This is a genomic window from Plantactinospora endophytica (assembly GCF_016862915.1).
Lineage (GTDB): Bacteria > Actinomycetota > Actinomycetes > Mycobacteriales > Micromonosporaceae > Plantactinospora > Plantactinospora endophytica.
Genome location: NZ_BONW01000013.1, coordinates 544,958 through 567,174, shown reverse-complemented (window position 1 = coordinate 567,174; position 22,217 = coordinate 544,958). Strand labels below are relative to the sequence as shown.

The 22,217-nt window shown below is 71.4% G+C and carries 18 protein-coding genes; 6 read left to right on the top strand and 12 right to left on the bottom strand.

Annotated elements, in window-relative coordinates:
* Positions 1–181 precede the first annotated feature (181 nt).
* Positions 182–1,291 carry an SGNH/GDSL hydrolase family protein gene (locus Pen02_RS15395; protein WP_239140733.1) on the bottom strand — a complete coding sequence of 370 codons (1,110 nt, stop codon included), beginning with the start codon at positions 1,289–1,291 and terminating at the stop codon, positions 182–184.
* 184 nt (positions 1,292–1,475) lie between these two features.
* Here Pen02_RS15395 and Pen02_RS15390 point away from each other — a divergent pair, with 184 nt between their 5' ends.
* The 3 genes from Pen02_RS15390 to Pen02_RS15380 all read left to right on the top strand — a co-directional run bounded on the left by Pen02_RS15390 (position 1,476) and on the right by Pen02_RS15380 (position 4,790).
* Positions 1,476–2,174 (top strand): alpha/beta fold hydrolase, encoded by a 699-nt coding sequence (locus tag Pen02_RS15390; protein WP_203866676.1) that lies wholly within the window; start codon positions 1,476–1,478, stop codon positions 2,172–2,174.
* 44 nt (positions 2,175–2,218) lie between these two features.
* A complete protein-coding gene (locus Pen02_RS15385) occupies positions 2,219–3,355 on the top strand; it encodes a phospholipase D-like domain-containing protein (protein ID WP_203866675.1) in 1,137 nt (378 codons plus the stop codon).
* Between the two features lie 223 nt (positions 3,356–3,578).
* Positions 3,579–4,790, top strand: coding sequence for a calcium:cation antiporter (locus Pen02_RS15380; protein ID WP_239140731.1), 1,212 nt, complete (start codon positions 3,579–3,581; stop codon positions 4,788–4,790).
* A 110-nt stretch (positions 4,791–4,900) separates the two neighbouring features.
* Here Pen02_RS15380 and Pen02_RS15375 read toward each other — a convergent pair whose 3' ends face one another.
* The 3 genes from Pen02_RS15375 to Pen02_RS41780 form a co-directional block, all read right to left on the bottom strand.
* On the bottom strand, positions 4,901–6,019 hold the full coding sequence (locus tag Pen02_RS15375; RefSeq protein WP_203866674.1) for a Gfo/Idh/MocA family protein: 1,119 nt from the start codon (positions 6,017–6,019) through the stop codon (positions 4,901–4,903).
* Positions 5,989–6,699 (bottom strand): ThuA domain-containing protein, encoded by a 711-nt coding sequence (locus tag Pen02_RS15370; RefSeq protein ID WP_203866673.1) that lies wholly within the window; start codon positions 6,697–6,699, stop codon positions 5,989–5,991. Before Pen02_RS15370 ends, Pen02_RS15375 begins: the two co-directional genes overlap by 31 nt.
* Before the next feature lie 193 nt (positions 6,700–6,892).
* On the bottom strand, positions 6,893–7,435 hold the full coding sequence (locus Pen02_RS41780; RefSeq protein WP_239140729.1) for a hypothetical protein: 543 nt from the start codon (positions 7,433–7,435) through the stop codon (positions 6,893–6,895).
* A 203-nt stretch (positions 7,436–7,638) separates the two neighbouring features.
* On the opposite strand from Pen02_RS41780, the gene Pen02_RS15360 reads away from it, so the two are divergent.
* Positions 7,639–8,247 (top strand): flavodoxin family protein, encoded by a 609-nt coding sequence (locus Pen02_RS15360; RefSeq protein ID WP_203866672.1) that lies wholly within the window; start codon positions 7,639–7,641, stop codon positions 8,245–8,247.
* An 82-nt stretch (positions 8,248–8,329) separates the two neighbouring features.
* Here Pen02_RS15360 and Pen02_RS15355 read toward each other — a convergent pair whose 3' ends face one another.
* Together Pen02_RS15355 and Pen02_RS15350 are read right to left on the bottom strand one after the other, a co-directional pair.
* Positions 8,330–9,343, bottom strand: a complete 1,014-nt coding sequence (locus tag Pen02_RS15355) for an alpha/beta hydrolase (RefSeq protein WP_239140726.1) — start codon at positions 9,341–9,343, stop codon at positions 8,330–8,332.
* Between the two features lie 116 nt (positions 9,344–9,459).
* Entirely contained in the window at positions 9,460–9,765 is a 306-nt protein-coding gene (locus tag Pen02_RS15350; protein ID WP_203866671.1) for a putative quinol monooxygenase, read from the bottom strand.
* A gap of 162 nt (positions 9,766–9,927) precedes the next feature.
* On the opposite strand from Pen02_RS15350, the gene Pen02_RS15345 reads away from it, so the two are divergent.
* Positions 9,928–10,851: an AraC family transcriptional regulator gene (locus tag Pen02_RS15345; RefSeq protein WP_239140724.1), complete on the top strand. Its 924-nt coding sequence runs from the start codon at positions 9,928–9,930 to the stop codon at positions 10,849–10,851.
* Between the two features lie 57 nt (positions 10,852–10,908).
* On the opposite strand, the gene Pen02_RS15340 is transcribed toward Pen02_RS15345, so the two are convergent.
* Positions 10,909–12,912, bottom strand: a complete 2,004-nt coding sequence (locus Pen02_RS15340) for a cellulase family glycosylhydrolase (RefSeq protein WP_239140797.1) — start codon at positions 12,910–12,912, stop codon at positions 10,909–10,911.
* Between the two features lie 332 nt (positions 12,913–13,244).
* On the opposite strand from Pen02_RS15340, the gene Pen02_RS15335 reads away from it, so the two are divergent.
* Positions 13,245–14,021, top strand: a complete 777-nt coding sequence (locus tag Pen02_RS15335; protein WP_203866669.1) for an SIR2 family NAD-dependent protein deacylase — start codon at positions 13,245–13,247, stop codon at positions 14,019–14,021.
* 72 nt (positions 14,022–14,093) lie between these two features.
* Here Pen02_RS15335 and Pen02_RS15330 read toward each other — a convergent pair whose 3' ends face one another.
* The 5 genes from Pen02_RS15330 to Pen02_RS15310 form a co-directional block, all read right to left on the bottom strand.
* Positions 14,094–14,573 (bottom strand): hypothetical protein, encoded by a 480-nt coding sequence (locus Pen02_RS15330; RefSeq protein WP_203866668.1) that lies wholly within the window; start codon positions 14,571–14,573, stop codon positions 14,094–14,096.
* A 188-nt stretch (positions 14,574–14,761) separates the two neighbouring features.
* A complete protein-coding gene (locus Pen02_RS15325) occupies positions 14,762–15,436 on the bottom strand; it encodes a YwqG family protein (RefSeq protein ID WP_203866667.1) in 675 nt (224 codons plus the stop codon).
* Between the two features lie 2 nt (positions 15,437–15,438).
* A complete protein-coding gene (locus Pen02_RS15320) occupies positions 15,439–16,506 on the bottom strand; it encodes a WxL protein peptidoglycan domain-containing protein (protein ID WP_203866666.1) in 1,068 nt (355 codons plus the stop codon).
* 62 nt (positions 16,507–16,568) lie between these two features.
* On the bottom strand, positions 16,569–17,201 hold the full coding sequence (locus Pen02_RS15315; protein WP_203866665.1) for a hypothetical protein: 633 nt from the start codon (positions 17,199–17,201) through the stop codon (positions 16,569–16,571).
* A 160-nt stretch (positions 17,202–17,361) separates the two neighbouring features.
* Complete coding sequence (locus Pen02_RS15310) at positions 17,362–22,104, bottom strand: Ig-like domain-containing protein (protein ID WP_239140722.1); 4,743 nt, start codon at positions 22,102–22,104, stop codon at positions 17,362–17,364.
* Positions 22,105–22,217 lie beyond the last annotated feature (113 nt).

Below are 22,217 nucleotides of genomic sequence, written 5' to 3'. Positions count from 1 at the left end.
GTGGCGCGGTCGAAGGTTTCGGCTGCACAGGGAACTGCCCGTCAGAACGTCATGCGCCCACCATCCCGGAACCCGCCACCTGCGGCAACCTGATTTCCGCCCGACCCTGCGGACGCGCGGACGTCCAGACGCGCGGCCGAGCCCCGGGACGGCCGGCCCGGCTACCGGGGCGAGGGATCGGCTACCAGCGCAGTGGGAGGGTGCCGAGGAAGGCGGTGAGCCGGTCGGCGATGATCTCGTGGTCCCGCAGCGAGGGGTGCCAGTGGCAGCCGCCGTAGTCCAGGCCGGCGCTGTCGTAGTACCAGTAGTGCACCCGGTCGGTGCGCTCCTGCACGACCTGCCGCGCGGTCTCTGCGAAGACCTCGCCGCCGGGGACGTGGGTGGCACTGACCACGATGGTCGTCCGGGGGCCGTACCGGGCGCGGAGCTTGTCGAGGAAGGCCAGGTAGGCGGCACGGTAGGCGGCGACCAACGTCTCCGGGGTCCACTGCTCGCCCGGGTCGACCGGGGTCGAGAAGTCGTTGATGCCGAGCCCGATCACCACGAGCTGCGGTCGCCAGCCGCCCCGGTCCCGCCAGACGTCACCCTCGACGTTCAGCAGTGCCCGGTCGTAGTAGGTCCGGTAGCTCGTCCCGGGTTCGCCGCCGTTGTAGTTGCGGACCATGCCCCGGCCGGAGAACGCGTTCACCTGGTAGTCGGCGTTCAGCCGCCGGGCGGTGAGCGCGCCGAAGCCCAGGTCCGCGTTGGTGGTCCGGTTGACCTGCTCGCCGGTGCAGTCCCGGCTGTCGGACATGTTGCCGTACCCGGCGGTGTAGGAGTCGCCGACGAACTCGACCTGCCGGGCGCGGGCCCGGGGCCGGTCGAGGATCGCGCCGCCCGGTGCGGCCACGAAGCCGCCGAACCTGCCCGCCGCCCACGGGCTCTCGGTCCGTTTGACGAGCCGGACCCGGTGCACCCCGTCGGCCAGGCCGTCGACCCAGTGGGTGGTCCGGCCGGGGGTGACCAGGGTGGCGACGGTCGTACCGTCGACCGCGACGTCGTAGTCGTTGTCGGCGTCGTCGAGCACGATCCCGACCCCGGTGCCCCGGAACCGGCCCTCGAAGTAGACGCCCGGCCAGGTGTACGCCAGCGTGCTCCGGTCGACCACGACCCGACCACCGACGTGGGTACCGGCCAGGACCGGGGAGGTCGGCTTCGGGCGGGCCGGGTCGGTCGCCCCGGCGGTACCCGGTGACAGCGCGGTGGCCAGCAGTGCGACGGTCAGGGCTGCGGTGAGGCGTACGGGTCGCACGAGATTCCCCTTCCGGTGCCGACGAGGCGGGCACGGGCACTCCGGACCCGGGTAGCGAGCCGGGCCGCCCGGTAGAGAATCGCATATGTCGATGGATTGCCGCGACTCCACGGGTGGAGGCCGACGGCGGTGTGGAAGAGTTTTCCCACATCCCCGCTACCGCTGGTCCTCGGGAGGTACCCGGATGAGCCGTCCGGATGGTCGGCCCACGATCGTCGTCGCGCACGGCGCCTGGCACCGGCCGTCGAGTTGGGACGCCACCCGGGAGGCGCTGGCCGGGCTGGGCTACCAGACCCGGGTACCCGCGCTGCCGAGCGCCGGCCGGGAACCCGCACCGACCGCGTCGATGTACGACGACGCCGAGGTGCTCCGCCGGGAGGTCGCCGCCGTCGACGGCCCGGTGGCCGTGCTCGCCCACTCGTACGGCGGCGTCCCCACCGCCCAGGGCGTGGCGGACCCGACCCGGGTCACGCGACTCGTCTTCGTCGCCGCCTATCTGCTCGACGAGGGCGAGTCAATTTTCACCTTCCACCGTCTGGCAACGCCGGAGGACACCAGCGGCACCTTCCCGCTGATCAGGAACCCACGGGTGGCGCTCTACCACGACATGCCCGACGCACCGGCCGGCCAAGCCCTGGACGGGCTCGTCGCGCAGAGCCTCCGCTCCTTCACCGACCCGGTCACGACGGCGGCCTGGCGGGACATCCCGTCGACGTACGTCGTCTGCGCGGACGACCGTGCGCTCCGGCCCGTACACCAGGAGAAGATGTCGGCCCGGGCCACCACCAGGCGCCGGCTCGCGGGCGGGCACTCGCCCTACCTGGCCGCCCCGGAGCGGTTCGCCGCACTGGTCGACGAGATCCTCCGGTCCGACCTGGCATGATCGTCGATGCCCAGCTTCGGTGTCGAACGCTCTCGGAGGCGGAAATGTCCCTACGTCGTATGGTCGGTTCGGTGACGGCGGTCGCCCTGGTGGGCGCCGGGCTGGTCCTTCCGGCAGCACCGGCGGCCGGTGCCGTGGCCAGCGGGGCGATCTTCAACAACCCGACGGTCGCCGCCGAGCAGAACCGCATCGTCGACCACGTCCGAGGGCTCGTCCAGGGCGCCCCGGCCGGCTCGACCATCTCCATCGCGATGTACCACTGGACGTCCGCCCCGGTCGCCGACGACGTGGTGGCGGCGCACAACCGGGGCGTGAACGTACGGCTGGTGCTGGACCACCTGTCGGAGCAGTACCCGGCGGTGGACACCATGCGGGCGGTGCTGGGCACCAACCGGGCCAACCGGTCGTGGCTGACCTTCTGCACCCAGAGTGCCGCCTGCATCGGCACCGTCAACACGCCGATCATGCACAACAAGTTCTTCCTCTTCTCCAGCACCTCCGGCTCGACCAACGTGGTGGTGCAGAGTTCGGCCAACCTGACCGCCAGCAACTCCACGGGGTACTGGAACAACGCGGTCACCCTGGTCGGGAACGCCGGCCTCTACACCGCCTACCTCGACTACTTCGACGACCTGGCGGCGAAGGCGAAGAACAGCGACTACTACCGCACGGTCGGCAGCGGCAACGCGAAGGCGTACTTCTTTCCCCGGGCCGGGTCGGACAAGACCAGCGACACGATCTACAACATGCTCAACGAGAACGTGACCTGCGAGGGCAACACCACGGTCGGCACCGAGACCGGACGGACGATCATCCGGATCGGGATGTGGTATTTCAGTCGCAACGGCATCGCCGACGAACTCCGCGCGCTGGCCGACCAGAAGTGCTGGATCGAGGTCGTCTACACCACGATGGACGCCGACGTGCTCGACATCCTGAGCGGCCACCCCCGGATCGTGCTCTACCGGATCAGCGGCGACTACATCGTGCACTCCAAGTACATGCTGGTCGAGGGGACCTACGCCGGTACCCGGAACAGCAAGTGGGTGATGACCGGCAGCCACAACTACACCACCGCCGCGCTGCGGGAGAACGACGAGGCGCTGCTGCGGATCGAGTCCGCCCCGATCCACGACCAGTACAGGTCGAACTTCTGGGCCCTGCGCGCGGCGGCCTCCTGAGCCGCGACCGCGCGCCGGAGTTGTGGACCGCCGGTCGAGCCTGACCCACCACCGCCTGCGGCGGCGCGCCAGCCGCGTCGGGCGAGGACCAGGCGAGGATCAGGCGCCGAGGCAGTGGTGCCAGCACCACCGATCGCGTTGCCCGGCACCGGCGGGGGCGGCGGGTGGTGTAATGGCCGGGTACTCCCAAAAGGGGCGTTAACCGGCACCGAAAGGGATCGCATTGACACCGCCACCGGCAACCACCTCGGGTACCTCGATCGATCGCGCGGCCGGCGCAGTGCCACTGCTCGCGGTGGCGGCCCTGGTCGCGGTCTGGGGACGCAGCCTGCCCGCAGCGGTCGAGGTCGTCGTCGTGATCCTGCTGGCCGGCTCGGTACTCGCGGCGGTGCACCACGCGGAGGTCGTCGCACACCGCGTCGGGGAGCCGTTCGGTTCGCTGATCCTCGCGGTCGCGGTGACCGTCATCGAGGTGGGGCTGATCATCACACTGGTGGTCTCCGGCGGCCCCGGTACGGCTTCGCTGGCCCGGGACACCGTCTTCGCGGCGGTCATGATCACCTGCAACGGCATCGTCGGACTGGCCCTGCTGGTGGCGACCGCCCGGCGCGGCGTGGCGGCGTTCAACGCCGAGGGCACCGGGGCGGCGCTGGCCACCGTGCTCACCCTGGCCACGCTCAGCCTGGTCCTGCCCACCTTCACCACCGGCACCCCGGGGCCGGAGTTCACCGGGGCCCAACTGGCGTTCGCCGCCGTGGCGTCGCTGGTGCTCTACGCCCTCTTCGTCGTGGTGCAGAACGTCCGGCACCGGGACTACTTCCTGCCGGTGGACCACCACACCGCGTCGCGGGGCGCCTCCACCGGAACGCCGGGCGCGGACGCCACACCCGGGCAGGCCACGCCGGTGGGCGCCACATCGGTGGACGGGATGCCCGTGCACGCCACGCCGGTGGACGACGCGCACGCGGCGGCCCCGTCCACGCGTACCACGCTGATCAGTCTCGGGCTGCTCGTCGCCGCCCTCGTCGCGGTGGTCGGGCTGGCCAAGGTGGAGTCCAAGACGATCGAGGCTGCGGTCACCGGTGCCGGCCTGCCGCACACGGTCGTCGGCGTCGTCATCGCCCTGCTGATCCTGCTGCCGGAGACCATCGCCGCCGTACGCAACGCCCGGCGCAACCGGGTGCAGATCAGTCTCAACCTGGCCCTCGGCTCGGCCATGGCCAGCATCGGGCTGACCATCCCGGCCATCACGATCGCCTCGATCTGGCTCGACGGCCCCCTGGTGCTCGGGCTCGGCTCCACCCAGATCGTGCTGCTGGGACTGACCGCCGGGGTCGGCATCCTGACCGTCATGCCCGGCCGCGCCACGGTGTTGCAGGGTGCCGTGCACCTGTCGCTCTGCGCGGCGTTCCTCTTCCTCGCCACCAACCCCTGACGGAGCGGCCCGGACGGTCGGCGCGGCAGCTCCGGTGCCGACCTGGCGCCGACCGGGTGCGCCCGACGCTGCCGGCACAGCATCGGACGCACCCGGTCGGCGGGCCGGGGTCAGTGGCCGGAGGTGCGCGGTGCCGCCCACTCCTCGGGCCGGGTGAGCGGTACCGGTACCGGCCGCTCCGCCACCGTCGTCAGCTCGATCCGCCGGCCCTCGGCGGCGGACCGGAGCAGCGCGGTCATCGTCTCGAGTACGTGCAGCCCGAACTCGCCACCGGCACGGGGCGGGCGCTGCCCGTCGGCGTCGACGAGGTCGACCAGGCCGATCCCCCGGGACGCGCCGACGTAGCCCGCCGACGGTTCGAGGACGTGCCATCCGGTACCGCCGAGCGCGAAGTGCCGGACCTCGCCGTCGAACCGGTTCGGATCGGGTACGGCCAGCGTGCCGGTCTCGCCGTGCACCTCGATCGGCGCGGCCGTGGTCGCGACCGCGTCGAAGCTGGTGGTGATGGTGGAGAGGGCGCCGCCGACGTGTTCGAGTACCCCGGTGACGTGACTGTCCACCTCGACCGGAATGCGCTCGCCGACGCGCGGACCGGAGCCGATGACCCGTTCGGCGCGCAGCCGACTGGCGGCACCCACCACCGCACGCACCGGCCCGAGCAACTGGACCAGCGCGGAGACGTAGTACGGCCCCATGTCCAGCAGCGGGCCGCCGCCCTCGGTGTAGTAGAAGTCGGGGTGCGGATGCCAGCGCTCGTGCCCCGGCGTGACCATCACGGCCGACGCGGAGATCGGGCGGCCGATGAGCCCGCCGTCGACCGCCGCACGCGCCGTCTGGATACCGGTGCCGAGCACGGTGTCCGGCGCGCAGCCGAGCCGGACGCCGGCCGCACCGGCCCGCTCGACCACCGAGCGGCCGTCCGGGAACGTGGCGGCGAGCGGCTTCTCGACGTAGACGTTCCGGCCTGCGTCGATCGCGCCGAGCGAGATCTCGGCGTGCGCGGCGGGGATCGTCAGGTTCAGCACCGTCCGCACGTCCGGATGCCGGAGCAGCCCTTCGACGCTGAGCGCCTCGGTGCCGGGCAGCGCGGCGGCGACCGCCGCCGACCGGGCGGCGTCCAGGTCGGCCACCGCGACGACCCGCACTCCCGGATGGCCGGCGAGCGTGTCCAGGTACGCGCGGGAGATGACCCCGAGCCCTACGATGCCGATGCCGTGCGGGTCGCCCACAGCATCCCCCTTTCGATGACGGTACGAACGCTCGGATGTTCCAGCACGTCGAGGCTGTGCCCCGGAGTCGTCACGACGATCCGCCCGGCGCCCCAGCGTCGGGTCCAGATGGCCGGCGAGGTGACCGGCCGGTGCCACGGCTGCCACTCCCGGGTCGGATGGGTGGTGGTGGCGAGTACGTCGACGAGGTCGTCGTGCAGCACCCAGTACTGTTCGGTGACCAGGTCGAAGTCCTCGATCCCGGCGGTGATCGGATGCTCCCGGCCGAGGTCGGTGAGCCGCACCGTGTGCGGTAGGAAGTTGTCCTCCTCGCCGCCCTGCCGCTCACACGGTTCCTTGCCAGGATGGGTCGCGAACTGGCCGCCCACCAGGTGGAGGTAGTCGGACGACGCGCGGAACGAGTCCGCGATCCCGCCGTGCCAGCCCGTGAAGCCCATGCCGGCGACGACCGCCGCGCACAGCCCGGCCACCTGTTCCGGGCTGATCTGCGACATCGTCACGCACTGCACGACGAGGTCGGTGCCGGCCAGCTCGGCGGCGTCGGCGTAGATCTCCGGCGACCCCTCGACCCGGACGGCATAGCCGTTGCTTTCGAGGAAGGGGATGAACAACTCCGTCGCCTCGACCGGTCGGTGTCCCTCCCACCCGCCGCGAACCACAAGTGCCCTGCGCTGCGCCACGCTCACTCCCTCTGCCGCCCCGTCGCGCCGGGACCGGCCGCTCCCGCCCCGGCCTGCCGCCGGTGCCCGTACCTGTCGATCTCCCGAACCTATCCGTCCGGTCTGCGAGGGTCACCGTGATTTGCGTCGTCGTCGACGTCGGCGCGGGTACGCGGAGGCGTTCCGGCCACGGTGGACGCCAGGGCCGTCGCGGTCAGCCGTTGAACGCACGTCCGGTCGCGCCGAGCGTCTCGCCGAGAATCCGGACGGCTTTCGGGCCGACCCCGTGCATCGCCAGCAGTTCGGCCTCGGTCAGCTCGGCCACCTGGTCGAGAGTCGTGATGCCGGCGCCGGTCAGTGCCCGCGTGGCCGGCCGTCCGATGGCCTTCGGCAGGTCACCGACCGCTCCGGGAACGGCGCTGTCGGCGGCAGCGACCCGGGCGGCGAGCCGCTTCGGTGCCCGGGCCAGCCAGGCACGGCGTACCCAGTGGTTGAGCTGCTGGCCGTCGAGGTCACCGAGCGGCACGCGTACGCCGACCGGTGCGGCGCCACGGGTCAGCCGCCCGCCGGTCGGGTGGGCCGCCAGCAGCTCGTCCGCCTCGGGGCCGGGAAGGTGCAGTAGCAGGTGCCCGTTCTCGCCAGCCGAGGCGAACCAGCGGTCGTGCACGGTGAACTCGACCGGGCCGGGACGGCTGCCCCGCTGAGCCGTCCCGGGCAGGGCGAGCGCGGTCCTGCGCAGGTGCGCGAGGGTCGTCATGGGTCCACCTCGTAATGCTCGCCGGTCTCCTCCGTCAGCCCGGGCGGCTGCCGGTGGAGGTCCCGACGCGCCCGGGCTGAGCAGTATACGAACGCCCCCACTCCCCCGCCCCGGGGATCGGCGGGCCCGACGGTTCGGTGCCGGACGAGCGGGGTAGCAGCACCGGGGTACCGAAAAATCGATCGAGTCAGGGGTGGATTCCTGTGGGTACTCTCCGTGCACTGGTGCTCTGCTGCACGCTCAAGCCCTCCCCCGCGCCGTCCAGCGCGGAACTACTGGGTCGGGAGGTACTCGCGGCACTGGCCGACCACGACGTCGACGGCGACCTGGTCCGGGTGGTGGACCACGACGTACGGTTCGGGGTCTCCACCGACGAGGGCGACGGCGACGGGTGGCCGGCCATCCGGGACAGGCTGATGAAGGCGCAGATCCTGGTCGTCGCCACGCCCATCTGGCTCGGGCAGCCGTCCAGCGTGTGCAAGATGGTGCTGGAACGCCTCGACGCCGAACTGTCGGAGACCGACGAGCAGGGCCGGCTGCGCACCTACGGCAAGGTCGCGGCCGTGGCCGTGGTCGGCAACGAGGACGGCGCGCACCACGTCACCGCCGAGGTGTTGCAGGCTCTGAACGACGTCGGGTTCAGCGTCGCCGCCGCCGCGTCCACCTACTGGGTCGGCGAGGCCATGGGCGGTACCGACTACCGCGACGCCGGGCCGAAGTCCGACACCACCGGCAAGGCGACCAGGACGCTGGCCACCAACGCCGCACACCTGGCGCACCTGCTCACCGCGCAGCCGTACCCAGCCAGTTGAGCACGGCTGCCGCCCCGGCCACCGACTTCGGCATCGACTTCCACACCGTCGACGGGCGGGGTACCCGAGGCTCGCTGTCGCATCACGCTGCGGTCCGGTCCCGCCCGGCGAAGGGCTGGACAGGCACGGCCGAGCCGGCGACCGGATCGAGGACCCGGGCGAGCCAGTCGTTGCGGGTCCGGCGGGCGGCGGCCGAGATCCGCGCCTGCGGGTACAGGGCGTCGAACCCGTGGCAGCCGCCGGCCCAGACATGCAGTTCGGCCTGGCCGCCGGCCGCCCAGATCCGGCTGGCGTACTCGACGTCCTCGTCCCGGAAGACCTCGGCCGTGCCGGCGTCGAGATAGGTGGTCGGCAGACCCGACAGGTCCTCGACCAGCGCGGGCGAGACGTATCCGGGCACCTCCCCGTCGGCGAGGTCGCCGAGCACCGACCGCCAGCCGAACCGGTTCATCTCCCGGGTCCAGACCCCGGGCCCGCCGGAGTACTGCCGGCTGGAGGTGGTGCGGTCGCGGTGGTCGAGCATGGGACAGATGAGGACCTGGGCGGCGATGGCGGCGGTCCCGCGGTCGCGGGCCATCAGCGTGACCCCGGCGGCGAGACCACCTCCGGCGCTGGCACCCGCGACGACGACGCGGGCCGGGTCGATCCCCAGTTCGTCGGCGTGCTCGGTGACCCAGAGCAGGCCGTGGTAGCAGTCGTCGACCAGGGTCGTGCCGGTGACCTCGGGTGCGAGTCGGTAGTCCACCGAGACCACGACCGCGCCGAACAGGTCGAGCCACTCCAGCGGGATGTCGAGCTGGGAGAAGCGATCCCCCATGATCATCCCGCCGCCGTGGATCCAGTAGACGCAGGGTGCCGCCGCACCCTGGTCGAGCCCAGCGGGCCTGAAGATCGACAGTGGGATGTCCGCGCCGTCCGGGCCGGCGACGGTGACCTCCCGCCGTTCGACCGCACGCCCGTCGAGCAGGGTCTCGATCGGCGTCGACGGGAGTTGGCGCAGTTGGGCGAGCAGTTCGGGATTGAGTTCGGAGATCGGCGGCATACCGGCGAGCAGGGTACGCAGCTCGGGGTCGAGGTCGGGGCGGGCGGGGGTCACGGCGGGTTCCTTCCGGTGGGGTTCCGTGGGCTTCGGCTCAGGTTCGGCGGGTTCGGCTGGGTTCGGTGGCTCCGGCCGAGGGTTCAGTGGGGCACGGCGGGGGCGCGGTCGGTGCCTCAGAAGGCGGCCTTGCCGCCGACCGGTACCTCGTCGACGTATCCGGACTCGCCGGCGAGCAGCGGCTGGAGCTTTCCGACCAGTGCCTGCGCCTGCTCGGTGGCGAAGAACCTGGCGTGGGCCTGCTCGCTGGTCCAGCCCTCGGTGACGAAGACGACGTCCGGGTCGCCGGCCGAGCGGCCGACCAGGAAGACGACGCAGTCGTCGTTCGACAGGGACGGCGCGTCGAGCAGCAACTCGACCACCTCGTCGGCCTTGCCGGGCCGGGCGGTCATGGTGGCGTGGAAACCGTGGGTGGCGCGCATGGGCGGGCCCATCCTCCTCGTTCGTGGAGCTGTCGTTCGCTCCTGGGATATCGACCAACCCATGTAAGCACCGCTACCAGCAGAAATGTTAGAACGATGCTCCTGATCTCTTGCCTGATCCTACCGTTGCAGGGGCTATCGGTTCGGTGCTTGAATCGGCTCGTGGCCCTCGACGAACTACGTACGCTGCTCGCCCGGCATGCCCGGCCGGATCAGCAGACCGCCATCGACGGCGTCCTGATCTCGAAGGTCGACCGGCCCTATCCGCCGTCGCCGTCGATGTCGGGCACGGTGCTCGCGCTCATCGCGCAGGGCGCGAAACGGATCGCGCTCGGCGACCGGGTGTACGAGTACCGCGCCGGGCAGTACCTGATCGCCTCGGTCGACCTGCCGATCACCGGCCACTTCACCGAGGCCGCTCCCGAGCGGCCGGCACTGGGCTTCGGCCTGACCCTGCGCCCGGCCACCGTCGCCGAGTTGCTGTTGCAGGCGGCGCCCGGCGACCTGCCACCGGTCGGCGGCGGCGCCCCGCCCGGGATGGCCGTCAGCACCGCGCCCGACGAACTGGTCGACGCGGTGGTGCGGCTGCTGCGCCTGCTCGACCGGCCGCGCGACCTGACGGTGCTCGCCCCACTGCTCAAGCGGGAGATCCTCTGGCGGGTCATCACCGGCGAGCAGGGCGCCGCCGTCCGCCAGCTCGGCCTGGCCGACAGCAACCTCAGTCACGTGGCACGGGCGGTCCGGTGGATCCGCGACCACTACACGCGGTCGTTCCGGGTCGAGGACGTGGCGCAACTGGCCGGGATGAGCGGCTCCGCCTTCTACCGCAACTTCCAGGCCGTCACCGCGATGAGCCCGATCCAGTTCCAGAAACAGATCCGGCTCCAGCAGGCCAGGCTGCTGCTGGCCACCCACCCGAACGACGTGACCGGGGTGGGCCAGCGGGTCGGCTACGACAGCCCGTCCCAGTTCAGTCGGGAGTACCGCCGCCAGTTCGGCGTACCGCCCAGTCAGGACGCCGCCCGGCTGCGCGATCCGACGCTCGATCCCGCCGCCGCCGGGACGGTCAGCTACGCCACCGTCTGAGCACGGGAGGCCCACCGGCCGGGTGCCGCAGCCCGCGCCACGGCACCCGGCGACGGTTCAGGAGGTGGTGCCGGTGACGTTGCCGCCCGACTCGGTGACGTGGTAGGTGACGGTCGTGCCGCTCCAGAAGTGGAACGTCAGGGTGACCCGCTGCCCGTCGTTCACCTCGGCGAAGAACTCCGGCTTCAGGGTGATGGTGTTCGCGGTGTAGTTCGGGGCGAACGCGACGTCGAACTCCTTGAACGAGGTCCAGTTGTGCGGGCCGGCGTTGCTGCCGTCGGCGTACTTCGCCTCCATGGTGGCGAGTTGGTCGCCCCGGAACTGGGTCGGTACGGCGAACGAGGCCGCCGCCCCGGTCGCGTTCGAGAGCACCGGCGGGTCGTACGTGATGATGCTGATCCGCCACGGCACGCCCTGCGAGAAGCGGGCCTGGAGGTTGGCGTTGACGCCGTACGCCCGGGAGCCGACCAGCCGGGTGACGGCGGAGGCGGTGAGCGTGAGGGTGCTGCCGGAGACGGTGTAGTCGGTGCCGTTGACCAGGTCGGTGCTGCCCTGCCGCAGCCCCTGGAAGGTGGGGCCGTTCAGGTTGAGGGTCAGGCTCTTGGCGGTGATCGCGCCGGTACGCGGCACGTACACCTGGTCGCTCGACGCGGTGCCGGAGCGGGTGGTCCAGCTCGACCTGATCTGCCCGAACAGCTCCGGGTCGCTCCACTGGAACGACGTACGGCCGAAGTGCTGGCCGTTGTCCCACAGCTGCGTGGTGATCCGCCGGTTCCTGGCGTAGTAGCCGAGGTACTCGAAGAACTTCAGCTTCTCGCCCTGCTCGACGGTGCCGGTGTGCCGGTCGAAGCCGAGCAGCCCGTACTCGCCGATGATGACCGGGATGTTGCGGGAGACGAAGGCGTTGTGGACCCGGTCGAGGACGCCGGTCAGGTCCTGCTGCACCGTGGCGTCGAAGCGGGTGCCGCCGGCGACGTTCACGCTGAACGGCCAGTACCCGTAGAAGTGCACGGTGGCGATCAGGTTCGGGTCGTTCAACGTGTTGAAGGTGCTGACCAGTTCGTCCACCCGGGGCTGGTCGGCCGAGGTGTGCAGGGTCGGCAGCACGAGCAGCCGGGTGGCGTTGCCGCCGCCGGACTGTCGGACGATCCGGTGGAACGACGTGTTCAGCTCGTGCAGCAGGGTCGCGTTCTGGGCGTCGCCGGAGCTGCCGGTGAACTGCGGTTCGTTGACGCTCTCGAAGGTCAGCCGGGGCGAGGCGTCCCGGAACGCGGCGGCGATCTGGGTCCAGAGCGCGTTGTACCGGTTCAGCACGTTGGTCCGGTCGGTCGGCATGGTGTTGATCCACTGCCACGAGTCGTGATGAATGTTGATCATCACGTAGAAGCCGTCCGCGAGCGCCCAGTTGACCACCTCGCGTACCCGGTTGAGCCAGGCGGCGTCGATGGTGTAGCCCGGCGCCGCGCCGTGGTGGTTGCTCCAGGTGACCGGAATCCGGATGCTGTTGAAGCCCTGTGCCCGAATGTTGTCCAGCAGCGCGGCGGTGACCCGTGGGTTGCCCCAGGCGGTCTCGTCCGCGCCGACCGCGTCGAACGAGTTGCCCAGGTTCCAGCCGGGCTGCATCGCGGCCACCGCCGCCATCGCGTTGCCGGCCGGCGGCGGCGTGGTCGGCGGTGCGCTGGTGGGCGGCCGGGTGGTCGGCTGGCCGGTCGGCCCGACGTTGCCGGTGCAGGCCACGCCGTTGAGCGCGAACGAGGTGGGTGCGGTGTTCGTGCCCGACCAGGAGCCGTTGAAGCCGAACGACACCGTCGCGTTGGTGGCGAGCGCGCCGTTGTAGCCGACGTCGGTGGCGGTCACCTGGCTGCCCGAGGAGGTGACGTTGGCGTTCCACGCCTGGGTCACCCGCTGCCCGGACGGGAAGGTCCAGACCAGGCTCCAACCACTGATCGGGTCACCGAGGTTGGTGACGGCCACGTTGGCGGTGAAGCCGCCCGACCACTGGGCCGTCGTCGAGTAGGCCACCCGGCAGCCGGCGGCGGCCTGCGCGCTGACCGCCGCCATCGCGCCTGTGGTCAGCAGCAGCGCGACGCCGCCCGCGACCAGCCCCACCCGCCAGCGGGCTCTCCGCGATGTGCTCTGTGGACTCACAATGGCACTCCTTGCCTGGATGTCGGCCGCTCGGAGGTGGGGGCACGCCGGAGGCGAGGGCACCGCTTCGACCTCCGGACAGCCGACATTAAGTTTGGATACCAAACTTTGTCAATCGGCGTACGACTATGGCTTGCCGGTTGTCCGGCCGACGGCCCGGCACGGTACCGGTCGATCGGCGTATCCGGTCGGGTCGGTTGCCCACGTGCACGGCGTGGGCGTCGGCGGATGGCAGGATCTTCCGGATGGAAGACGTACCGCTGTCCGAGGCCGCCGCGCCGCTCGCCCGGGCCCGTCGGGACGTCGTCTTCACCGGCGCCGGGATCTCGGCCGAGAGCGGCGTACCGACGTTCCGGGACGACCTCACCGGACTGTGGGCCCGGTACGACGCCGAGCGGCTCGCCACCCCGGAGGCGTTCCACGCCGACCCGGACCTGGTCTGGGGCTGGTACGAGTGGCGGCGCGCCCGGGTACGCCGAGCGGAGCCCAACCCCGGGCACCTGGCCACGGCGGCCATCGAGGCCCTGGTCCCCGGCAGCGTCGTCGTCACCCAGAACGTCGACGACCTGCACGAGCGGGCCGGCTCCCGGTCCCCGATCCACCTGCACGGCAGCCTGTTCGCGCCCCGCTGCGTGGCGGAGGCGGCCCATCCGGCCCCGCTGCCGGCGACCGGGACGGGTGAGGCCGCCGAGCCGGAAGAGGGTCGCCGGCTGGCGCCACCCCGCTGCGCGCACTGCGGAGCCCTCGTCCGCCCCGGTGTGGTGTGGTTCGGCGAGGCGCTGCCCGAAGCCGCGCTGACCGCTGCGGCCGAGGCCGCCGCCGGCTGCGACGTGCTGCTGACGGTCGGCACCTCCGGCGTCGTCTACCCGGCCGCCGAGATCCCCCGGATCGCGGCACGCTCCGGCGCCACCGTGATCCAGGTCAATCCGGAGCCGACACCGCTCGACCGGGTCTGCGCGGTCAACCTGCGCGGCACGGCGGCCGAGGTACTGCCCGCCCTGGTCGCCGCCGCCTCGTCCTGACCGCCCCCGACAGCACTCGGTTGAGCGTACGGCGGTCAGCGGCCCACCCTCGCCTCTGCGCGGCGTCCCGCCTCACATGACGTACGTGAGGCTGACCCAGAAGACGAGGACGGAGGCGGCGAGCAGCCCGCTGAGCGTGGTCCCCGTCAGCACCAGTGCCGGCGCGATCCGCACCCGGGTACGCAGCAGGAGGTAGACGCCGACGGCGGCGATGAAGGCGATCACGGCGAGGTAGACCACCAGCAGGAAACTCGCGGTGACGACGGCCGCCGAGCCGGCGGCGGCCAGTACTCCGCGCCGGGTGCCGAGGTCGCGCCGGAGGACCAGGTAGCCGACGACACCGCTGCTCAGGGCGACGAACCCCAGCAGGGCGGGCAGGGCCAGCGTGGCGAGGTAGAGCATGAACAGGAAACTCGCCGCGACGGCCGCCGCCGTGCCGGCGCCGGCCAGCCCGGCCCGGCGGGTGCCGAGGTCACGGAGCAGGACCAGGTAGCCGACGGCGCCGGCAAAGACGGCGGTGCCGCCGATGAGGATCGCGAGAGACGAGTCCACGGCCTTCCCTCTCGGGTACGGAACGAACGGTCATCGGACGTGATGAATGGTATGGACCCCAGGCATCCCCGGCGGACCCGGTTCCCACCCGGCTCGGCGCGGTCCGGCCCAGCTTCGGCTCGGTCCGGGCCGCGACGGCGCAGGCCGGTCCCGTAGCGCCGCCCGACAGAGGTTGTCGCTGGCACGAGTCAGGAGTCGTGCACGAGTAGGCAACCCTCGCGGCCGTCGGTGGAGAGGAAGGCCGAGGCCACCGGTGCCGCGCCGAGGTTGAGGTAGAACGGCGTCCAGTTCGTCGTCAGCCGCAGCAGCAACCGCCACGGCCCACCCTCGGGCAGGTCGGCCGGGTCGAGCGGCAGGTCCGTCCCGCCGATCTTGTCCTGGTCGACCGCTCGGAAGTAGTCGTCCCGCCGTCCGGGCGGCAGGGCCAGGTACGCCTCGAACGAGATGGGTTCGGGGTCCTCGCCCCGGACCAGGTCGACGGTGTACTCCGCAGCCGACCCGTCCGCGTGGTAGAGCGTCGGGCCGCTGGTCAGTGGACGGGTCGGCCCGGCGAAGGCACCGGGCTGGACGACGACCGCGTTCTCGCCGCCGTCGGGCAGCACGACGTCCGGGTCGAACTCCTCGACGTCACGGCCGTGGTCGCCGTGCGTGACGAAGACGTAGGCGAGCCGCACCGGGCCGGCACCGACCAGCTCGGGCTCCAGCACGATCTGACACACGAACCGCATCGGCGTGCCCCATGCCGCGCTGACCGGCCACTGCGCCGGCCCGAGCCAGTGGGGTTGGCCGCCGAACTTGGTGACCGGCCCGGTGACGGGTGCCTCGGCGCGCCGGAACTTCACGATCCGCCAGACGGCGACCATGGCTACCGGCCCGACTCGGCGGGCGTACTCGGGACGAGTGCGGAGTCCCGGCCCTCCGCCCGGCCTTCGTCGCGGGCCCGGGCGAGCAGTTCCGCGAGCCGCCGCCGACGGCGCCGGATGACGGTCCGGACGGCGAGGACGAGGGCGCCGAGGACGGCCGCGAGGGCGAGCTGTGGCCAGGGCAGGGTCCAGACCGTCACGGTCGCCGCCGCCGGCCGGACCTCGGCGGCGGCCGGGCTCCCGTCGGGTACGGCCGGCGCGAGGTCGATCGTCGTGTGCAGCGGCCCGAGCGCCCACACCCCGGGTACCCGGATGTCGACCTTCCGGCCGCTACCCGGCAGCAGCTCCTCGACGCCGGCCCGGGTGTCGTGGCTGGCCAGTCCGAACAGCTCGGTCACCGCCACCCGGCCGGAGCCGGTCACCGCGATGTTGCCCGCGTTCCTGGTGGTGTACCCGAGCCGGACCGTGCCGGCCGAGAACGGGTTCCACGAGTGCCGGTACGTGACGGTGAGGTCGTCGACGGCGAGCGCCGCCCTGGTGGTGCCGCTGGCTCGCAGCATGACCCGGAAACCGACCCGGCTCTCCACCGCCACCGTACCGCCGGTGCTGGTGACCGACGCCGCGATGCCGGCCGGATGGTCGCCCGGGATGGCGTCCCGGGGTGCGGTGACGGTGAACGGCACCACCTTCGTCGCCTTGGCCCCGACCGTGACCGTCTGCTGCACGGTGATCCAGGTGCCGCCGTCCACCGACGACTGGGAGGACGGCAGCATGTTGAAGCGTCCCTTGTCGGTGAGGTAGCCGTCGGCCGCCTTCAGGGCGAAGACCACGGCGTTGTCGCCGAAGTTGCGCACCGCCAGGTGCTCGGTCACCGCCTGCCCCGGGTCGAGGGTCAGTGCGATCCACCGCCGGCCGTCCGGACCCTGCCGGTCGGCCGGCTGGACCGCCCAGGTGACGGTCGGCTTGGCCGGCTCCGCCGTCGCGGCGACCGGCGCGATCGGCACGCTGCCGAGCACCGGGGCCAGCACGGCGAGCAGCCGTGGCAGTACCCGCGACAGGGTTCGGGTCATGGCGGAGTCCTTCGCGGCCGGCGGGTGGTGGGGACCGCGTCGCCACGGCCCCCACCCGTACGTCATTCGAACAGGGACAGGGTCAGGGTCGAGGCGTACGAGCCGGCGGCGACATCCGCCGGGGTACGCAGGTACAGGTCGGCGTCGACGGCGTACGAGTTCCCGGTGACGGCCGCCGAGTCGAACGTCGACACCAGCAGTTCCTGGTCGACCAGACCGACATTGTTGCCCGGCTGGGTCGGTTCGTCGAGGACGGTCACCACCTCCTCGCCCTCGGTGACCTGACCGGTCTCGCCACCGTCGAGCAGGCGCGGCTTCCAGCCGAGGTGGCCGGCGCTGATCGGTGCCTGACCGGCGCTGCCGACGAAGTCGGTCGCACTGCCCAGCACCGCCCAGCCGGCACCCTCCGGCACCTCCGCCGGAGTACGGGTGTCCGAGACCGTCACCGTCGGCAGGGTGCCGACGAACTGCCGGACCAGCAGGGTCGAGCCGTCCTCGGAGAGTGCGACGGAGTCGGCGGCGATCGACAGCGCGAGTACGCCCGGCTCCTGGATCTCCTCGATGTCGACCGTCACCTGTACGTCGGTGCTGTCGCCGGGTTCGGCCAGGGCCGGCGACTGCAACGCCACCGTCCCGGCCAGGACGGCACCGGCCGCGCCCGCCGCGACCAGTCGTCTGCGATTCGATGTGCTCATTCGATGCTCCGTTGTCCTTCGTGGTCGGTGGGGGTGGGCGGACATCAGGTGGTGCAGGTGAGGCCGGGGTACGGCGCGGTGTGGACGGTGCTGTTCACGGTGTCGGTCTTCTCGCATCGGGGCGGGGTGGCGGCGCCCGGTCCGGCGCCGCCACCATGAACTAGCCGCAGGTGAGCGCGGTGTACGGCGCCTCGAGCCGCGCCGTCACCGGTTGGCCGTCGACGGTTCCGGTGACCTGCACCGTCGCGGTGCCGGCCGGCACCGTCGCGCCCCGGGAGTTGAACGCCTGGTAGGCGGCCTTCCCCGGCGCCACGTTCGACACCGTCCGAGATCCGTACGGCGTGACCAGCTCGATCGTCAGCGGCACGTCGTCGGCGTTCACCGCGTTGACCGAGACGTAGCCGTTGCGCCCGATGCACTGGGTACGGGCCTGCACCTCGACCTGCCAGGCCGGCTCCTCCGGTGGGTCGCCGACGGTGAGGGTCAGCGTGGTCCGGGTGGTACCGGCCTCGCTGACGTACTCGGGCAGGATCAGGTTGCCGACCACGGTGTACCGGCCGGGCCGGTCGACGAGGCGCTCGTCGAAGTCCCAGTCGACCCTGATCGCCTGGTTGTCCCGCGACCCGTCGTTGTAGGAGACCTCCACCCGCTCCGGCAGGTAGGGCTGCTCGCCCACCTCGACACGCTGCTCGAACGTCTCGGCGCCCTGGATCGAGATGCCGCGCGGTGCCGTCTCCGGCCGCACGTAGATCCGGGCCTCGGCGATCAGGCCGTAGGCGTCGTTGGTGCCGTGGACCACGAACGGCTCGACGTTGGTCTCGGCGACCATCGCCGGGGTGATCTCCTGCCAGGCGAACCCGACCTTGCCCCGGGCGCCGCTGGCGTAGATCCCGTCGAGTTCCGCCGGCAGGGTCGGCACCTGACCGACGGTGGTCCGGATCAGCACCGGCGAACGCACCGACTCGACGGTCTCGCCGTTGGCCCGCCAGCGGAGCACGCCGGTACCCGCCCCGGCACCCTGCACGCCCCAGATCCGGATCCGCAGCCGGCTGGTGGTGATCGGGGCGAACTTGAGCCGGTTGTAGGCGTTGGTGGCCAGCGCGTCGGCGTACGTGGAGCCGTCGGTCAGGGTGACCGGGGTCCAGGTCGTGCCGTCCGTGGACGACTCGACGACGTACGTGCTGGCCGTCGGCCGTCGGGTGCCGCCGTTGTCGTCGTACCAGTAGACGTCGGTCGAGGAGAGCCGGACCGGCGAGGTCCACTGGTATTGCAGCCACGCCTCCCGCTCGGGGCTGGTGCCGTTCTGCGGCAGGTTCCAGTTGCCCCAGCCGTTGCCGGAGCCCGGGTTCGAGTTGGCCGGGGTGGTCGCCTCGTTGACCCGCTGGTGGTTCTCCCACGACGTGGTGCCGCTGGTGGTGACCGTGGCCGAGGAGCCGAACTCCGCGGTGACCTCCCGCTCGGTGAGGGTCGCCGCCACCGTCGCCGTGCTGCGCCGCTCGCCGTCGTCGGCGAAGAACCGGAACACGTAGTTCCCGGCGACGGTGCCGGTGACCCGGGTCGCCAGTGCCTTCGGATCGGCGAAGATGACGCCGGCACCCTGCGGTGCGGAGACGGTCTCCCAGCCGAAGGTGAGTTCGCTGTCGTACGGGATGCCGTCGTCGGCGGCGGTGCCGACCAGCCGGGTGGAGAGGTTTCCGTCCGCCGAGCCGTCCCGGGTGGCGGTGACCGCCGGGGCCTGGTTGGTGACCTCGGGTACGTCCCGACCCGAGTCGAAGACCTGGAGCTCGGAGATCGCGGTGAAGAAGGTCGGGTTGTCGGTGAACGCGATCCGCAGCCTGTCCGAGGTGACGGTCTCGAAGAGCGCCTCGTTGAACTTCGCCGAGGGTACGGTCGGGTTCTTGAACTGGTTCGGCACCTCCCGCCAGCCGCCGTTGCCGTCCGGCACCTGGATCCACCAGCGCGCCGGCTCGCGGTAGCCGCCGGCCTGCCGGTCGCTGACGAAGAACGCCTTGACGTTGTCGAACGTCTTCGCCGAGCCGAGGTCCAGCTCGACGTAACCGTTCTTCTCCGTCGTGCCGTGGTTGCCCCAGTACGGCTCGTTCGCGGTGCCGCCGTCGGTGACGGCGGCCAGCGACACCGGTCGCTCGGTCTCCCTGATCGCCCCCGGTGTGTGGTTCATCGAGGTGCTGCTCCAGCCGGGCGTGTGGAACTGCCGCCACGGCGTCGGCCGCGCCCCCTGCTGGGTGTACGACGAACGCAGCTCGGCGCCGGTCGCCAGGTTCGGCGCGTCCTCGGTGAGGTCGATGCCGGCCGTCTTGAGGTAGTCGACGACCCGGTCGTCCTGCACCGGGGTCTGCACCGCGCTCGGGAAGTCGGTTCCGGTCGACGCGGTGAAGGTGACGGTCAGGCCCGCCTCGGCCTGCACCTGGTTGGTGTTCGGGTCGTAGGTCAGCTTGCCGAGCCTGTCGGTGCTGACCTTCTTCTGACCGTTCAGGAAGAGGCTGTAGCCGGCGCCCAGGCCGTACTTGTTGCCGTCCGGGTCCCAGACGATCGTGACGTCCTGGCCGTGGTAGCGCAGGTTGTTGACCATGAAGTGGTCGTAGCCGAAGGTGATCGGCCACAGCTCGATCCTGTCGTCGGAGCGCGGCTGTAGCCCCGCCATGTCCTCGACGAAGATGTAGCTCATGTTGCCGAGCATCACGTGGTTGGGGTTGTTCCGGTTGTAGGTCTTCGCGGTCGGGTTCCAGTTGGAGTAGTACTCCGCCTGGTTCGGCGCGCGTACGTCCGCGTTCGGGTAGATGCTCCAGGCCATCCAGTCCAGCAGCCGCCTGGCGTACTCCGGGGTGAGGTACTTCCGCTCCGGGTCGTAGTGCCGCAGCGCCGACCGGACGCCGCGATACTGCACCGTGAAGTTGATGTTGGAGAAGTTGTTCGAGCCGCCGATCCCGTACGCCGCCCGGTCGTACTGGTTGGCGGTGTAGAACGGGAAGATCGGGAAGTTGTCGCCGTAGGTGAGGAAGCGGTACCCGTCGACGTACTTCTGCCACTGGTCGAACGGGATCAGGTTCTCGGCGTAGACGTCGTAGAGGTTCGACTCCTTCGCCGGGATCAGGTCGCGGGCCGACTCGGGCAGCGGGTTGGGCCGCCCGTTCGAGCTGGCCGCACTGCGGGCGCCGTGCGAGGTACCGGCCAGGAACATCCGCATGTCGGGGCTCCACAGCCGGTCCAGGATCGCGGCCCGGATCGCGTCGGCGTTCGCGCCCATCCGGTCGACGGTGGCCTGGTCGCTGCCGGCGATCTGGTGGAGCTGCCGGGCCGCGTCGAAGGCGCCCCAGACGTACGCCGACTCGGGGCGCTCGATCGTCGAGGCCCCGGGTGCCCCGGCGTTGGCCTTCGGGAAGCCGAACGTGATCGCGTCGGAGTCGTTGCCCGGCATGTAGTTGCTGTTGTAGGCGATCAGCCTGTCGCCGTTGCCGTCGTAGTGTTCGAGCTGCCCGACGCCGTCGCCGCCGAAGTAGTCCGCGAACCTCCGGGCGATCTCCTTCCCGCCGCCGTGCACGTTGTACGCCTCCAGGCCGGCGGTGCCCAGATACTGTGAGTAGTGGTTGTTCCAGCTCGTGTGGCCGGGGCTGTCCAGGAAGGCCGACGAGCCGGACAGCTCGCCGATGTTCAGGATCTGCCCGTACGGCAGGTACGGCGTACGCAGCCACTTGGTGTCCTGGAGGTGCATCGGCTGGGTCAGCGCCACCGAGTTCTGGTAGAGGTTCACCCCCTCGATCGTCGTCGGGTACTGGTAGACGTGTCCGGGCGCGTTCGCGTCCAGGCTGTTGTAGCGCTCGCCCCACCACCGGTAGACGATCGCCTTCTCCAGTGCCGGATCGGGCACGTCGACGTACGGCACGTCCTGCGCCCACCGACGGTTGAACTCGGTGATGCCGGTCCGGACGGCCTCGGCCGGCGCCTTCTCCGCGTACTCCCGGTAGCTGCGCACGGTCTCCGGCAGGGTGGCCGAGGAGACCGCGCCGACGACGGAGAGCGAGACCGTGCCGCCGGCCGGCACGGTGACCTCCCGGTCGAGGTTGCTGCCGCTGCGGGTGAAGCCGGCAGCGGTGAGCCCGACCCGGACGGTGTTCCACGCGGTGTCGACGAGCCCGTTGTTGGAGCCGCTGGTGATCGTCCGGGTACCGGTGAGTTCGGCGTCGCCCTCGCCGGCCTGGGTCGCCAGCGGCGACGCGGCCCGGACGGTGAACGTCGCCGCCGCCTCACCCGGATTGCGCAGGTCGATCGCGGTGACCGCGACGTTGTCGTAGGTGATGAACTTGGTCAGGTCGGCGGTGACGCCGGTGCTGCCGATCGTGTACCGACCCTTGGCGTGGCTCGGCGCGTTGAACCGGTTGGCGCCGACCTCGGTGACCGCCTGCCCCGGCACCGTGACGGTGTAGAGGTTGCCGAGGTTGTTCGGCCCGCCGACGAAGGTACTGCCGGCGAAGCCCATCACGGTGAAGTTGTTGTTGCTGGCGCCGCGCAGGTAGAGCGAGCGTCCCCGGGTCATCAGCACCGCCGAGCCGACCGTGCCGCGTACGCCCAGCACCCGGTCGAGGTAGTAGTCGGTGCCGCCGGCCGCTAGGTCCTTGTCGAAGATGGACTGGTACATGCTGGACGCGGTGAACGGGACGCCCGGCGCGAGCTGTTCGGCCACCTCGGCGACGCCTGCGGTGTAGACCGGGTCGCCGATCTCCATCACGTGGTGCTGCCCGTCGGTGTAGACGCCCACGTCGCCCTCGTTGCCCGGCAGGACCGGGTCGGCGGCGTACCCGGGCGAGGGCAGGCCGACCACCCCTCCCGCCACGAGCGCGGCGAGAGCCGCCCAGGTGGGCACTCTCCTGACCCGTCTATTGCCCATCAGTTCCTCCTGCTGGTGGTGGGGTGAAGGTTCGGCTGGAATGCCGGGCGCGAGCCGTGCCAGGACGGCGTCGCGTTCCCGGCGCGGTCTGCGTCGGGTCGTCGGGGTGGCGC